The sequence below is a fragment of the Brevibacillus sp. genome, from assembly GCF_003521185.1.
GTDB classification, from domain to species: domain Bacteria; phylum Bacillota; class Bacilli; order Brevibacillales; family Brevibacillaceae; genus Brevibacillus; species Brevibacillus parabrevis.
In genome coordinates, this window is record NZ_DOTK01000039.1 from 29,535 (window position 1) to 44,834 (window position 15,300).

Below are 15,300 nucleotides of genomic sequence, written 5' to 3' on the forward strand. Positions count from 1 at the left end.
TGGTTAAGAACCACAATACGGGACTGACTGGGAGGAACGAGCGAATGAGCACCTCGAAGCCGGAGTTGAATCAGGAAGTATTGCTTGCGATCATGCTCCAAGCCTATCAGCTGGGCGTACAGAGGAAAGATGTTGATTTGAACATGATGATCCACACATTGACGTATGAATTGAAACCGTATTTGGAACCACAAATCCAGCAAGGCCCGCTTGCATCCAGTCAAGGGGCCAAAGTGGAGGCGACAGGATGAACATACACGCAGTAGTGCTTGCAGCAGGAAAAGGCACCCGAATGAACTCATCGCTCTACAAAGTGATGCATCCGCTGTGCGGAAAGCCGATGATTGAGCATGTTGTCGATGCGCTTGTTCCATTGGCATTGCGAAATCTGGTGGTGATCGTCGGCCACGGAGCGGAGGCGGTGAAAGAGCAGCTGGGCAACCGCGTGCAGTACGCCTTGCAAAAAGAGCAGCTTGGCACAGCGCACGCCCTCTGGATGAGCAGCGGCATTCTCGGGGAGCAAGAAGGTGTAACGATTGTCCTGAACGGCGATACGCCTCTCGTCCAGAGCGAAACATTGCAGGAACTGCTCGACTGCCATCAGGCCAAACAGGCTGCGGCGACCGTGCTGACCGCCGTCGTGGACAACCCGACAGGCTACGGGAGAATTATCCGCGATGAGAATGGAGCCGTCCGCAAAATCGTCGAGGAGAAAGACGCGACGCTGGGACAAAAAAAGGTGAACGAAATCAGCACGGGAATTTTTTGCTTCGACAACCGGAAGCTGTTTGCCACTCTCCCGCATGTTTCCAACGAGAACGCCCAAGGTGAATATTACTTGCCGGACGTCCTCGCATTGTTGCAGGAGCAAGGCGAGCTGGTGGCTGCATCGGTGGCAGCGGATGCGGAAGAAGGCGCGGGAGTCAACGACCGGGTGCAGCTCGCCTACATGGAGCAGCTGATGCGCAAGCGGATCAACGAGCGCCACATGCGCAGAGGGGTAACGATGGTTGATCCCAACGCCACCTATATCGATTCTACCGTGACGATTGGCCGTGACACGGTGCTCTATCCCGGCACCGTTTTGCTGGGACAAACCCGGATCGGGGAAGGCTGCCAGATTGGGCCGCATGCCCAGGTAAAAGACATGAATATCGAGGATTACACGAGAGTTCCGCCATTTTCGGCGTTTGACGGGAACAGGCACACAGACAGGGCATTGGCATATGCAGGGGCGGCGACAAGCGGGCAGAGCTACGAGCAGAAATGATGCGCGCACTACGCAAATACGGCCCGCTCTGGGCAGGCGTTGCGCTGCTCGTGGCAGCCTCCATTCTCATGCTCACACTCGCAAATCAAACCCGTCAAGCCCTGACGACAGCTACCTGGATATGGGATGCCAAACAGATCGAGACACAGACCGACGAAATGATCGACTTCGCCAGGCAAAATGAGATCAATCTGATTTACCTGCACATTGAACCGACTGCGGTTGCTCCGCACACGTACCGCTCCTTCGTCCGCAAAGCGGGACAGGCTGGCATTTTGGTGGAGGCGCTTGGCGGCGATCCCAACTGGGCGCTGACCAAGAATCGCCAAAGTATCGATGAGCTGATCTCCTGGGTGAAGGCGTACAACAAGCAGGCGAAGGCAAACGAACGCTTCTCAGGCATCCATGTCGACATCGAGCCGTATTTGCTGCCGGACTGGAAGGAATCCCGGCAAGAAGTCGTCCGGGAGTGGCTGAAAAATGTTACATACTTGGTGGCTGAGACGAAAAAAGACACCGATTTGACGGTCAGCGCGGACTTGCCGTTCTGGATCGACTCCGTGTCGGTTCCGGGGAGCGAAGAAAAGGTGAGCAACTGGATGGTGGAACGGCTCGACAGCATCACGCTCATGGCGTACCGCAATCGTGCCGAGGGAAACAACGGCATTGTGGAGCTTGTCAAAAAGATCGTCGCCGATGCCAACTCCCGAAAAAAAGGCTCCGTCATCGTCGGGGTCAACATCATGGAATCGGCGGAAGGCTCGCATGTCAGCTTTTTTGCTGACGGCCCGACGGAAATGAAAAACCAGCTGGTCATTTTGCAAGAAGTGCTGTCAGGCAATCCTGCCTTCGCGGGAAGCGCCATTCACGACTACGAAAGCTGGAAGCAAAGTATAGAAGCCAACGAGAGGAGTAGCTAACATACATGAAAGCCGCGCCCATCTACCTTAGTGCACTCTGCCTGACGCTCGGCTTTCTGTTCGGCTTTTCCCCAGCGGAAAAAAAGAGTAAGGCCACGTGGATTTGGCAATCCGAGATGATTGGAGACGAGAAACGGGAAATTCTGGCCTTTTGCCAGGAAAACGAGATCAATTTGATTTACTTGCGGATCGAAATGAACAAGCCGTTTGATTACTACCAGGCTTTTATTCGCGAAGCAAGTGCGCTGGGGATCGAGGTTCACGCTGTCGCTGGTCATCCCGCCTGGGCGCTTGCCAGCAACGAAAAGCGAATGCTCAACATCGTCAAGTGGGTGAAGGCATACAATCTGGAGGCGACTGATCAGGAGCGAATCCGCGGTATTCAACTGGATATCGAGCCGTATTTGCTGCCGTTTTGGGACACCGATCGCGAACGGGTGCTCCGCGAGTGGCAAGCGAACATGCAGGCATTCACGCGGGAAGTGAAACGGCAGCCCGACCTTGTGACGAGTGCGGCGATCGCTTTTTGGCTCGACGATATATCCATGCCGGATCAAAAAGATGTTTTCGTGTCCGAGTGGATGATCGAGCAGTTTGATACGGTGTGCATCATGGCGTACCGCGATACGCTCGCCGGGAACAACGGCATCCTTGCGCTGGTCGAGGATGAGCTGAGAGAAGCGGACAAGCTGGGCAAACGGGTGATGGTGGCAGTCAACATGAAAAAGCTCAGCGACGATCACGCTTCCTTCGCCGAAGAAGGCGCGGTGGAGATGAACCGCCAGCTTGCGCTTTTGCCGGAAAAGCTGGGAGATCATCCCTCCTTTTCCGGTGTGGCGATCCACGATTATCGGCATTGGAAGGAGGCTGCGCCGTTGGAGCCGGTTCCGAAAGCGCGTTACAGAGGCACCTATATATGGCGAGCCGAATTGATCGGCACAGAAAAAGCGGAAATTCTCGCCTTTGCCAAACAGAACGGGGTCAACCTGTTGTACGTCCGGCTTGATTTGGAACAGCCGCCTTCCTATTATCGTGATTTTGTCCGCCAAGCTAAAGCTGCGGGGATCGAAGTGCACGCCATGGGCGGTCATCCGATCTGGGCGCTGGCTGAGAGCAAAGGGAAAATCATGAAGCTCGTCAACTGGGTGAAGGCGTACAACCGCTCCGTCAGCGAGGACGAACAGTTTCACGGCATCCACCTCGATATCGAGCCATATGTCATGCCTGTCTGGCGGGAAGACAAGGACGAGGTATTGCGCCAGTGGATGGGCAATATTGAAGCGTTCGTGGAGGAGACGAAGCGAGACGGCGAACTGGAAGCAAGCGTCGATCTCGCAGCGTGGCTGGATCATACGCCAGTGCCGGGACAGCCTGATCTGCCGTTTTCCCACTGGATGATTCAGCAGATGGATCATACGACCTTGATGGCTTTTCGCGATTCAGCAGACCGAATCGTCGGACTGGTAGAGCAGCAGCTGGCGTACGCGCAAAGCATCCAGAAAAATATTGTCGTCGCCGTGGAAACGAAGGAAAGTCACGAAGGGAGCGGCATCTCGTTTTACGAGGAAGGGATGACCGAGATGGAGCGGCAGCTAAAGCAGGTGACGAAATCGCTTGCGCCGTACGAATCGTACATGGGCCACGCCATCCACGCTTACGATTACTGGAAAAACGGGAAAGAGTAAAAAGCAGGCAAGACGCGCTACGAGCTGGCGAGTGTTGTACAATGAAGAGAGGAAGGTCGGTGGAAGAGAGGGGAAACGATCATGCGTGACAGTTCCAACAGACATCGGGGTCTTCCGCCTCGCACGCCTGAGCTTTTGTACAACGTCGTTCGCAAGTTTTACCGCGGTGCCGTCAGCCATTACGACCTGATCCAGGAGAAAAAGCAGGAGGCTTACGCCTGTTTTGAACAGATGCAAGCTACTGGTGACGATCAGCCGTTGCGTGCCGCTCTTGCGACTCTGTTTTTGGAATTTCATTTTTACACGACTTGCTGGCTGCAAATCGAGTTGGCGCTGTACCGCTTGGCCCGTCAGGATGAGCGGCTGGCGAAGGTGATGGATACGTTTCGGACCGCACTGGAAACGCATGTGGCTGTCCGCGAGCAACTGGAGCAGACAGAGGCATGTGTAGCCGCCCAATTCGCAGCGGGAAGCTCCGGCTTGTCCTGTGTCGGGGTGGAACGCGACGCCTATTTGTTCGACAGCTTCACGTTCACAGTCGACGAGACGAGCCTGGCGCAGTTGCACGCCCTGTTTGCCGCCGTCGAGGAACAGCGCACCATGTCTACAAGTGAAAAAGCGTGACCGTCTTTAAGGGCGGTCACGCTTTTTTTGATCGACAGGCTTGCGGTCTGTTGATGCCAATGTGAGGGGACGGTCTGTATAGTTAACCTTGCTGGTTCCGTTTCAGGTGGCAGTAGTCCTTTTATTCGGTTCATTGATTGTCGTGTAATTTGCATTGTTTCGTTATAGGCAAGTTGAACCTGGTGTTTTACGTTTCTCGTAGTTAAAGGCACACTTTAGTCAGATGTAATTTCTAATTCACCATCTTCTCCACTTACAGAAGCAACAACATCAATTGTAAGGTAAGCTACACTCCCGTAAAAAACTCGATCTAAAGTATATGTCCAAGATTTTTTCTTGCTCTTTGTCCAACCACTTGTGTAAGTCTCGTCAACAGTTTTGCCAATATATGTACCGCTAGTACCAACAACACCGTATCCCACAATCCGTACATCTGTTTTATAGGAGTCAGGAGTTCCGCTGGTCACTTTGGTGGTTATATCTCCTTCAATAGTATTTTGCCAAATGCCTAGAGCTGTTTCGAGAGTACCTTTTATAGAGCCAGCGAACACGTCATTGTCGGCTGCACCTTTTACTTTGTGTGTTTTTACCGAATCAGTAACAGCTTTTGCTTGTATTTGGTTACTGGTGGTTTTTTGGGGGACTGAAATAACTCTAGTTCCGTACGTCTTGATAAATTCCAGATCCTCACCCTCAATTACTTCGTTAATATCATATTTATTAGCAATTTCTATAAGCTTTTGTTTAATCATTTCGTTACTTACGGTTGAATAATCTATGCTAGCAGAGGCTTTTGTAGAGGGTGTTTCGGCAGCAAAAGCGCTTCCTGTTAATAGTGCTAGAGACAATGTTGCTGCAGACATAACTGAAAAAATCTTTTTCAAATTAATCATCCTCCTATGCATGAAAATATTTCCATTTACAATATTAACCTTAATTTTATTTATTTGTAAATAATATAGTTAATTTTTGTTAATTATTAATTGATAAAATATAATGACAACTTTACTTTCTAGTGTTTTTGGTGAAAAATGGTATTTATAAGGGCTGTGAAAGGAGGGGTATGAATGTCGGCTATTGGGGTGCCAGGAATCATAATCCTGATCCTATTTATAGCAGCAATTGTAGCTTTGATTGTGAAACTGAACCGTCCCAAGTAATAAGTAACGGATTACTTTAACAAAAAAAGAATGCTGCACGTAGAAAGTTACGCCAGCATTCTTTTTGTTATTTTTCGTTCCTATACAATGTTTAGCTGATTGTTACGTTTCTCGATAGTGTGAAGAAGTCGCAGTCTAGTAAGATCCCGGGAAGATCGAACCTGTATGTGGCGCTGCTGCCTGACCAGGCGCGTTCAACTGACGAACTTCTTGCACGTTGGTTCCGGCGAAGCCAGGAGAGAAAATCGATTGTGCCCCAAGGCCGATCGAAGGCTGGTGTTGCTGATATTGCTGCGGCTGGTTGTAGTTTGCCTGCATGCCATACCCGCCTTGCGCGGTTGGGGAAGCATGGCCGCCTTGGTTGAGCTGACGCACTTCCTGAACGTTTGTATTCGCGAATCCAGGAGAGAAGATGCTGCCTGTCAGCGCAGGAGGATAGGAAGTTTGTGCAGCATAGTGCTGCTGACCTGTGTAGCCAGCGTATCCCGGTTGATTTTGCTGGCGCACTTCCTGCGCGTTTGTTCCGGCAAAACCGGGAGAGAAAATCGAATTGATGCCGGCGCCGTACGATTGCTGGTACGCAGGCTGAGCCGGAATGTAGCCTCCCGATTGGTGCATGATGGATTGCAATGCCTGGTTTTGTCCATAGCCTTGCTGTTGCTGACCATAAGCTTGTTGCTGGTTGTAGCCTTGTGCTTGCGGAGCCTGATAGCTGTGGTTCAGCTGTCTGACCTCCTGTGCGTTTGTACCCGCGAAGCCTGGAGAGAAAATGGACTGTCCTTGGCCGATACCGCCGCCCGCAGGCATGCCGTATGTAGGAGTCCCGATCGATTGGGCATGTCCACCGTGATTCCAGTGTTGTACCTCCTGAACGTTTGTTCCGGCGTACCCTGGTTGAAGCATAGCCCCTGCTGGAGTCATCGCTCCGAGAAATTGTTGTTGTCCAGATTGCATTTGATTTTGGTTGTTTGTGTAGGTCATGGGTAAGACCACCTCCACGAGGTATTTTTACCAAGGTGGTTTTACTCATGCACGAATCGATGAAGCAAAAGAATTCGCATTAGGAAGAAAAAACATGCCGGACCATCAGCCGGCATGTTCCTGTAAATCGGTGAGAGTCCAATGGCCATAGGCGAGCCAAAGCGTAGGTTTGCCCGCTGGCCCGATGCTCGCTTTGACAGGCTCAAAGCCCAACGTTCGGAAAAAGGAAAGACTTGCCTCATTATCCAGACCTACGCGCACATACAGTTTGGGCAGACACTGACAGATGTGTTCCGTCAGTGCCTTGCCGATTCCGCGATGGCGGTAGCGCTTATCTACAACCAGGAAGGAATGACCCAGTCCACAGCGAGAAACAGCGAACAGTCCGACTACGTGCTTCCCGTTCATGGCAAGAGCGACACTGGTTTCCTGTTTGGAAAGCATCTTGGGGGTCAGGCGCGCGAGCCATTCGATTGCGTGCTGGGTGATGCGCCGCTCCCCTTCCTGACGGGCAAATCTCACCAAGGTTGCCTGAGATTCGGCCAGTGCTTGTGGAGGCAGGAGTACGTATTTCAACGATTTTATCATGGCGATTACCCTGCGGCGGCTTCACGCCCGTTTTGCAATCGCGACACGTACTGAGCGTAGTGGATGAGGTTGGACAAAGACAATCGCCTGATGGAAGGCTCATCGAACTTCTCCGGTTTGGCATTGGCTTCAAAAAACCACAGACTGCCGTCTTCTGTCAGGCCGAGGTCCATTGACATTTCCGCCAGATCCGGGATTTCCTCATTCAAAGCGCGGGCGATGGCAAGTGCTGTCTCGTGAATCGAGTTTTCCATCTTTTCCGGATCTGCCTTGAACAAAGACTGGAGAACGGAAGACAAAGAGTGGATGGAGCCGCCGCGAGGCACGTGCGTAGTAATGCTTTGCGACCCGGAACGCCGGATGCCGACCCCGGTTACGCCCCATTCGCCTTTGCCGTCTTTTTGCACCAGCACCCGAACGTCAAACGGCTTGCCGTTGAAGCGTGCCCTGCGTATCCCCTGCTGCATGATGTACCGCTGCTGCCGCACATGGCTCTTCACATGCTTCCATAAATCGTCCAGATTGGAAAAACGGCGCGTGACGGCCTTTTGTTCCTTCAGCCGCTGAAGACGCCAGCCGTCATTTTTGTATTCAATGCGCATGATTCCTTCTCCGGCTTTGCCGCGCACGGGCTTGAGGTACACAAAGCGATGCTCGTTGCAAAAGCCTTTGAAGCGGGCGAGCGTATCGAGCTTTTTCGTCTCCGGCAAATAGGTCTGCACCTCAGGGTGTTTTTTCAGCATGGAGAAAAGCTCTTGCTTGTCAAAAAAGCAACGGTTGAACAAGGTGACGTTAGGCAGTTCGTCGATGCGGGCCAAAGCTTTTTTGACGTCGGGCCGCTGCTCGGCTTTGCGGGTTGGGATGCGGTTGTAGACGACATGCGGGAAAGGAAGGATGACTTCTTGCCACAAATTTTGCTTTTGGTTGTACAAATAGCCGCGAACCTTCTTTTTCTCCCAGTTGATGCCTTGGGGAGTGAAGACGTACACGAGTGCGCCCCATCGCTTGCCGGATTGTGAGATGTCTTTGAAGTTTTCGCGATTTCCCACAAAGGCCGTGCCTTCACCAACGGTCAAAATGCCGATGAGCGGACCTAGCTTCAGTGACTCGCTGTTGATCATTTTCCAGTTGATTCTCGTTCGAAAACGTCCTGGCTGCATCGCCGGCAAGCCGGTGTACACCCGTTTGTGATGAGAAAAGGGGCCGAGGCTTGCGAATAACTTTTTTTGCGACCGCTTGCCTAGAGCTTGCCGAGGTAGCTGTATGAACCATTTGCCGCTTGGGAGGATGGTCAGCCACCCGGAGCGCTGCTGAAGCATGGGTGTTCCTCCTTCCTGAAAAACGGTGCTAGTTGCATGCGCCTAGAAATTGGCCAAATAACAACTGTAGTCGACGAGAAGCTTGCGGGATTCCTGGTCTGCCTGCCTCAGTCTGGAATGCTTGAAGATGGAGCGTCCCGGCTTGGAGTTAGCTTCGAACATCCAGACATGGCCGTGGATGTCGATTCCCATGTCCAGACCGAGTTCGCCAAGGTCGATTCCTTTTGCCTGCTCAATCGCGGTAGCGAGGCGGATGGATGCTTCGCTGACCCGCTCGGACATCAATTCTTTTTGTTTTCCGTACAAATGGTGCAGCAATTCGTCGCCAGGGATGACGGTGCCGCCTGTGCGCACGTGTGTCGTCACGCTGCCGGAACCGGCTACTTTGGCGGCCGTGCAGGACACGACCCATTCGTTTTGCTGGTTTTTATGCAAATGGACGCGGAAATCAAACGGGCGTCCGTGGAATGTTTTGAGCGGGATGCCTTGCTGCGCCAAATAACCGCCTACGCGACGGCTGCGGAACACATGCTGGTACAGACTGGACAGCTTGGAAAACTGCCGTTTCACATTTCCGCTGCCGTTGTGGTAAGAAGCGGTATAGCCGCCGCCGGATTGTCTGACGACCTTCACGATGCCGTAACCGAGGCTGCCGTTTTTCGGCTTCAAATAGACGATCGGATACTTGCGCAGCAAATTGCGCACAGTGGTGAGGGACGGGGAGGTGTACGTTTCCGGGATATGCTCATTGACTTCCGGGTTCGGATAGAGCAATTGGTGAACTCCCCACTTGTTGAAAAAGCCCTGGTTGAACATCGGCATGTTCGGGTAGCTGGCGAGCTTGTATTTGAACTCCCTGACAGCTTCATGCTTCTCCGCTGAACGGGAAGGGATTCGGTCGTAGACCACATCCGGCATGGCTGTGACCATCTTTTTCCAGAAGTATCCGCCTGTTTTGCCCTTGCGCAAAAACCAGGCATTGACGGTATTCGTGCTCCAGTCCACGTCGTGCGGGGAGAAGATGTAGTAAAAGACGCCTTTTCCTTCCTGAGCTTGTAGCAGCTTGTAGAAAAAAGAGGTGCGCGGGCCGATTGGCTGCCGCGAGTCCCTGCGGATTCCTGTGGTGACAATCCCGATAGCCGGACCGATGCGCAGCGCCGAGTCTTCTTGCTTGAGCTGGATCAAGCCGCCGTGAGGAATGCCAAGCTCGGATTGCAACAGCGTCGTCACCTTGATGACGTTTGCTTCCGGATTCCGCTTGTCTTGCAGTACGGTTGCGACGACTTCCTTTTTGCCCAGCATGACCTTGATTTTTTGCCGATGGCGCAGCTGTAGCTTGGAGAAGAGATTAGTCGGCAGGATGATCCCGCTGACACGGGGATTGGAAAGGAAGCGGAGTCGCATTCTGAACGTTTCCATGCTTAGTAACCTCCTACGCGCTCTTTCATGAGATAGTGGGCGTATCGAACGGGCTGGGTAATCGAGTGACGTTTGGCGATCGGGTCGTCAATCAAGCGAAAGACAGTCCTGCCGGGCCTGCTGTTGACTTCGATAATCCAGACGTTTCCGGATGTATCAATCCCGACATCGATTCCCAGCTCCACCAGTCTGCCGTGGCACTCCTCCAAAAAGCGTGGCAATTTTTCTGCCACCTGATTGATGGTCGTCTCGATTTTGGAGTGGACGGCAGGCTTGAAATGACGAGATAGGAAAGCGGAGAGCGGCTGTGCTTTACCGCCTCCGTGCAGGTTGGAGGTGATACTTCGCTTGTCGCCCAAGCGGACCGCCTTGCCGGTTGTCTCCCAATCACCCTGCCCGTTTTTTTGCACGAGCACCCTCACATCAAAAGGGGTGCCGTCCGGTGTGTGCAGCTTCAGATAGGGCTGTACAAGGAACTTGCGACCAGAAGTGAACGAGGCGATAAAAGTTTTCAATCCGGCGGAGTCGCGGATCAGTCTGCGGAACGGCTGGTTCTCCCGGTTCCGCCCTGTGGCCTCGTAGCCGCTTTTGGTTTCCTTGATGCGCACGACGCCGATTCCATGCGTTCCCGCCATTGGCTTGATGACGACGGCGCCGTATTGTTGCAGCATGTCGTTCACCGTGGCGAGCGATAAAATTTCGGTCGGCGGCAACAGGGAAGCCAGTTGCGGCGATTGGGTCAGCATCTGGTGCACCTGCCACTTGCCGGACAGGCCATGCCCCAAAAATGTAATGTTGCGATCGTTTTGCAACTTTTCCACAAATGGTTTATAGTGGCGATAAGATGGGCCAACGAAGCACCGATCGTAGATCAAGGCGGGGAGCGGGAAAGTGTTCGGCTGCCATGATCCGTTGCGGTACTCGAAGCCTCTTACGGTTCGCGAGGAAAAGTTGACCTGACGCGGCGAGAACACGAAGACACGCATCCCGTGCTTGCGTCCGTAAAGCGTCAGCTTTTTGTAATAGCCTTTGTCTACAAAGTGGGAGCCTTGGCAGCGCGTCATGATGCCAAGACTTCGCTCGTCTGCTCTCATGTGGGTCACCTTCGCCTGTTTTTCTTGCTCTTCGGTTTTCCTGCTGCCGTTCTGGTTTTAGTTTTGGCTGACCGGGGAAAACCACTGATGTATGATGCGTATTCCAGCATGCGTACGACGGAAGGCCGGGCGCGGCGGGGCGGTTCTTCCACGCCTTCAGGCAAAGGAACGGTATTGGCCGTTTTGGACGGCTTGCTGTTAACCTCCAATAGCCATACTTGCCCGCGGACATCGACGCCGAGATCGACACCAAATTCAGCGTAATGGCCGGGCAGCGCCTCTTCGAGCAAGACAGACAGCTTCAACGCCACAGCTTTTAGTGTGGCTGGGGATGGGCGAACCGAACTGGCCCAAGGCCCACAGGCACGCAGAGCCTGGAGGGGCGTCATCATCTGGCCGCCTCTGGATATATTGGAAACGATGCGATTCAATCCCAAACGGGCAACCATAGATGTAACGGCCCATTCGCCTGCCCGGTTTTTTTGCACCAATACACGAAAATCAGTCGGCCGTCCGTGAAGGCCGATCAATGGTAAACCTTGTTGCAGCAAATAAGGTTTGCCTTTTGTCTGTTTGCTCAAATATTGATGCAAGCCCGTTATGCTGGAAAATGTTTTGCCAAACCCGCCCGGGCGAGCGAGCTGATATCCCTCCTGCGTTCGGCGCAGCCGGATAATCCCTCGACCCATGCTGCCGTTTGCCGGCTTTGCATAAACCGTCCGGTGCTCGGACAGCATCGTCCGCAAATCTTCCAGACTTTGATAGCGAACCATGGCTGGAAGATGTTCGGAAGCACTCTCCTGATCTTGCAGAGCGGAATGCACGTGCCACTTGTTTAAAAAGTGTTCGTTGAAAAACGGAATGTTGGCGTCTTTGCACCGTTGCAACCAGTTGGCCATCTGCTCGCTGCGCTCCCGCTGACGGGATACGAGCCGATTGTAAATACATTGGGGCAACGGCAAGACTCTTTGGCGCCACACTCCGCCCCGGCGAACAAGACCGCGCACGATCCCGGCATCCCAGTTGACGTCCTGTAGGCGGAATGCGCAGATAATCCCTCCGCGCTTGCGGCAAATATCGGCTACTTCGTTGAAAAAAGGGGACAATGGTCCAAACGGGGATTGCGGAAATTGGGCATTGTAAGAGGATACGAGAATCCCTACATACGGCCCGACAACAAGAGTTTGCTGATCTGCGTTGTAGCGCACAAGCATGGGCCCTCCTGTAGGCAGCCGGAGCGACTGGGCCAAGGCAGGCCGGATAAGCGTTTGGTTGCTGCGATCAATGCCGCTGATACGGGCGCGAACCGTTTTGCTTCCGAATTGGACAGTAGCTGTGGGCGAAGAAAGATTCCATTTGCGCATTTGCGCCTGGGGCAGGTAAAGGTCTACTTCCGTCTTTGGCTCGTATCCGACGACGATGGTTGGAACGTAAGACATGGCTATCCCCTTCCCATCAGGCATAAAGTTAGTCTATGGTATGAGTAGCCAAATCGTTTGGTGCCATGCAGAGAAGAAAGGTTGTTAGTATTTATGAACTTGTGGATAGTATTAGTGAATATCGGCGTAGGCTCTGTGATCGGCGGCGTTACGAACGAACTCGCCATCCGCATGCTGTTTCGACCGCTCAAGCCTTGGTATATCGGCAGTTGGAAGCTTCCGTTCACCCCGGGACTGATCCCGAGAAGGCGGGACGACATCGCGATACAAATGGGCAGATTAGTGGAGGAGCATTTGCTTACGACAGAAGGCGTCAGGCGGGCGCTGGCCCAGGGCGACCTGGAAAATACGCTGGCGGGCTGGATGAACAACCTGGCTGCGGACTGGATGGCGGATGAGCGTACGTTGCGCCAAACGCTGCAACGGGCAGTGCCCCAGCTTTTTACCGAGGACGGAGGATGGAGCGAAGCGGTACGCGTCCCTGTCCAGCAAAAATGGCATTCTTTTGTCCAGCAGCTGTTTACACAATATGAAGAAACAAAACTGCGCGATCTGCTTCCACAAGCAGGCATAGATCGCCTGGACGGGGCGGTGACTTCGGCGAGTCAGCATATGCTGGGCCGGATTCGCGAGTATTTGTACTCCCCGCAAGGACAGCAAACGTTGCAAGGCATGGTCAAAGGCATGCTCGGCGGAGGCGGGGGCATGTTCGGTGGGCTGGTCGGCATGTTTCTTGGAGACGACAAGATCATTGGCAAAATTGTTCCGCATCTCGATGAGCTTTTGCAAAGCCCGGAGATGGCTGAGCGCTTGCAACAGTTTTTGCGCAAAGAGGCGGACAAGCTGCTGGATAAAACGGTCGGGGAACTGGTGGAGTGGCTCGGCCACGATCAGCTCGACGACTGGTCCCGCGCGCTTTTTGCGAGAATCGAAGCGCAGAGCCTGCAACTCGTGGATCAGCCTATGTCGCGCCTGACCGCGCCGATTCAGCAAACCGTCACAAACGATCTCGTTCCGCGCCTGGCGAAATGGATGGTAGAGTCTTTGCAGACAAACGTCGAGAAAATCTTTTCCCGTCTAGCGATTCGCGATATTGTTACGAGACAGGTGGAAGGCTTCCCGATCGAACGGATCGAAGAAATGGTGGTCGGCATCTCGGGAAAAGAGTTCCGGATGATTACGGTCCTCGGCTTTATTCTTGGCGGGATTATCGGACTGGTTCAGGGACTTTTGGCGAATTGGCTGGGATAGGAAAACTGAAACGAAACTGTAACGGCTCTGTAATAATCCTGTAATATTCCTTGGGTAAGATAAAAGCACGATGAAAACCCCCTTAATGATATACTTTCTGAGTTGGTAGCTTGAAAAAAGCTACCCTTTTTTTTTGTCGCGCCTTCGGGTATATTGGTCGAAGGAGCGCACGTACATTGGAACGGGTGGGAGACCAGGAAGGGGGATTAGCAATATGGCAACGAAACATGAACAAATCTTGCAACATATTGATCGCCTTCCGATCGGTTCGAAGATTTCCGTGCGGCAGATCGCCAAAGACCTGGATGTGAGTGAGGGTACGGCCTACCGCGCAATCAAGGAAGCGGAAACACAAGGATACGTCAGTACGATCGAACGTGTCGGCACAGTGAGAATCGAGAAGAAGCACAAAGAAAACATAGAGCGGCTGACTTTCGCGGAAGTGGTGAACATCGTCGACGGCCATGTGCTTGGCGGACGGGAAGGGCTGCACAAGACGCTGAACAAATTCGTCATCGGTGCGATGCAGCTGGAAGCGATGATGCGCTATATCGACGCGGGCAGTCTATTAATTGTAGGAAACCGTTATCAGGCGCACAAAATTGCCTTGCAGCAAGGAGCGGCCGTCCTGATCACGGGTGGCTTCGATACGAGCGAGGAAATCAAGCAGTTGGCGGATCGTTTGGCTTTGCCGATCATTTCGTCGAGCTACGACTCGTTTACAGTAGCATCGATGATCAACCGGGCCATCTACGACCGTTTGATCAAAAAAGAAATCGTCATGGTCGAGGATGTGCTGAAGCCGCTGGCGGAAACGCCCGTGCTGCTGCCGTCCGACACAGTCGCCAAATGGCACCAGTACACGGAGCTGTATCAAGATACGCGCTTTCCGGTTGTCGATGAGCAAATGCGGCTCATCGGGATCGTGACTTCGAAAGATATTATCGGCCACGAGGAGACGGCGACGATCGACAAGGTCATGACGAAAAATCCGATCACGACCTCGCCGCGCGTGTCTGTCGCTTCGTCGGCGCACATGATGGTGTGGGAAGGGATCGAGCTGTTGCCGGTCGTGGACAATTATCGCAAGCTGGTGGGCGTGCTGAGCCGCAACGACGTGTTGAAGGCGCTCCAGTTTACGGCGAAGCAGCCGCAGATGAGTGAAACATTTCCGAACCTGATCATGTCGCATTTCCGCGAGGAGCGTCAGGCAGACGAGCTGATTTACTTGGGCGACGTCACGCCGCAGATGACGAATCACCTGGGAACGATCGCCAGTGGCATCATGACGACAGTGATGGTCGAAGCGGCCTGTAACTTGCTGCGTCAGCATCGCCGCGGCGACATGGTGCCGGAAAATATTACGGTGTACTTTTTGAAGCCGGTGCAGATGGAGAGCCACATACAGGTGCAGCCGCGACTTTTGGACATCAGCCGCCGCTTCGGTAAGGTCGAGGTGTCGGTTTACCACGGCGAGCAGCTTGTGGGGCAGGCTATGATTACGGCGCAGATTATTGATCGGTAATTGTGGATCGTTGGTGAGGGCAGTC

At 53.2% G+C, this 15,300-nt stretch carries 14 protein-coding genes; 7 read left to right on the forward strand and 7 right to left on the reverse strand.

The window, feature by feature from the left end:
• Nucleotides 1–44 precede the first annotated feature (44 nt).
• The 5 genes from DEP07_RS11645 (at nucleotide 45) to DEP07_RS11665 (ending at nucleotide 4,499) form a co-directional block, all read left to right on the forward strand.
• Nucleotides 45–251 (forward strand): hypothetical protein, encoded by a 207-nt coding sequence (locus DEP07_RS11645; RefSeq protein ID WP_122962886.1) that lies wholly within the window; start codon nucleotides 45–47, stop codon nucleotides 249–251.
• Nucleotides 248–1,270 carry a bifunctional UDP-N-acetylglucosamine diphosphorylase/glucosamine-1-phosphate N-acetyltransferase GlmU gene (gene glmU / locus DEP07_RS11650; RefSeq protein ID WP_122962887.1) on the forward strand — a complete coding sequence of 341 codons (1,023 nt, stop codon included), beginning with the start codon at nucleotides 248–250 and terminating at the stop codon, nucleotides 1,268–1,270. Before DEP07_RS11645 ends, glmU begins: the two co-directional genes overlap by 4 nt.
• Nucleotides 1,270–2,190 (forward strand): hypothetical protein, encoded by a 921-nt coding sequence (locus DEP07_RS11655; RefSeq protein ID WP_287102525.1) that lies wholly within the window; start codon nucleotides 1,270–1,272, stop codon nucleotides 2,188–2,190. Before glmU ends, DEP07_RS11655 begins: the two co-directional genes overlap by 1 nt.
• A gap of 5 nt (nucleotides 2,191–2,195) precedes the next feature.
• Nucleotides 2,196–3,875 carry a hypothetical protein gene (locus DEP07_RS11660; RefSeq protein WP_287102526.1) on the forward strand — a complete coding sequence of 560 codons (1,680 nt, stop codon included), beginning with the start codon at nucleotides 2,196–2,198 and terminating at the stop codon, nucleotides 3,873–3,875.
• An 81-nt stretch (nucleotides 3,876–3,956) separates the two neighbouring features.
• On the forward strand, nucleotides 3,957–4,499 hold the full coding sequence (locus DEP07_RS11665) for a hypothetical protein (protein WP_173596090.1): 543 nt from the start codon (nucleotides 3,957–3,959) through the stop codon (nucleotides 4,497–4,499).
• Nucleotides 4,500–4,714: 215 nt separating this feature from the next.
• Here DEP07_RS11665 and DEP07_RS11670 read toward each other — a convergent pair whose 3' ends face one another.
• The 7 genes from DEP07_RS11670 to DEP07_RS11700 form a co-directional block, all read right to left on the reverse strand.
• A complete protein-coding gene (locus DEP07_RS11670; protein WP_173596091.1) occupies nucleotides 4,715–5,383 on the reverse strand; it encodes a hypothetical protein in 669 nt (222 codons plus the stop codon).
• A gap of 411 nt (nucleotides 5,384–5,794) precedes the next feature.
• Entirely contained in the window at nucleotides 5,795–6,640 is an 846-nt protein-coding gene (locus tag DEP07_RS11675) for a hypothetical protein (protein ID WP_173596092.1), read from the reverse strand.
• A gap of 105 nt (nucleotides 6,641–6,745) precedes the next feature.
• Nucleotides 6,746–7,228 (reverse strand): GNAT family N-acetyltransferase, encoded by a 483-nt coding sequence (locus DEP07_RS11680; protein WP_122962892.1) that lies wholly within the window; start codon nucleotides 7,226–7,228, stop codon nucleotides 6,746–6,748.
• A gap of 5 nt (nucleotides 7,229–7,233) precedes the next feature.
• Nucleotides 7,234–8,547 carry a YheC/YheD family endospore coat-associated protein gene (locus DEP07_RS11685; RefSeq protein WP_173596093.1) on the reverse strand — a complete coding sequence of 438 codons (1,314 nt, stop codon included), beginning with the start codon at nucleotides 8,545–8,547 and terminating at the stop codon, nucleotides 7,234–7,236.
• A gap of 42 nt (nucleotides 8,548–8,589) precedes the next feature.
• Complete coding sequence (locus tag DEP07_RS11690; RefSeq protein WP_122962894.1) at nucleotides 8,590–9,966, reverse strand: YheC/YheD family endospore coat-associated protein; 1,377 nt, start codon at nucleotides 9,964–9,966, stop codon at nucleotides 8,590–8,592.
• A 2-nt stretch (nucleotides 9,967–9,968) separates the two neighbouring features.
• Nucleotides 9,969–11,060, reverse strand: coding sequence for a YheC/YheD family endospore coat-associated protein (locus DEP07_RS11695; protein ID WP_122962895.1), 1,092 nt, complete (start codon nucleotides 11,058–11,060; stop codon nucleotides 9,969–9,971).
• Between the two features lie 5 nt (nucleotides 11,061–11,065).
• On the reverse strand, nucleotides 11,066–12,499 hold the full coding sequence (locus tag DEP07_RS11700) for a YheC/YheD family endospore coat-associated protein (RefSeq protein WP_122962896.1): 1,434 nt from the start codon (nucleotides 12,497–12,499) through the stop codon (nucleotides 11,066–11,068).
• A gap of 93 nt (nucleotides 12,500–12,592) precedes the next feature.
• On the opposite strand from DEP07_RS11700, the gene DEP07_RS11705 reads away from it, so the two are divergent.
• Nucleotides 12,593–13,750 (forward strand): DUF445 domain-containing protein, encoded by a 1,158-nt coding sequence (locus tag DEP07_RS11705; RefSeq protein WP_242772345.1) that lies wholly within the window; start codon nucleotides 12,593–12,595, stop codon nucleotides 13,748–13,750.
• Nucleotides 13,751–13,964: 214 nt separating this feature from the next.
• Complete coding sequence (locus tag DEP07_RS11710; protein WP_063229161.1) at nucleotides 13,965–15,275, forward strand: DRTGG domain-containing protein; 1,311 nt, start codon at nucleotides 13,965–13,967, stop codon at nucleotides 15,273–15,275.
• The last annotated feature ends 25 nt before the right edge of the window (nucleotides 15,276–15,300 follow it).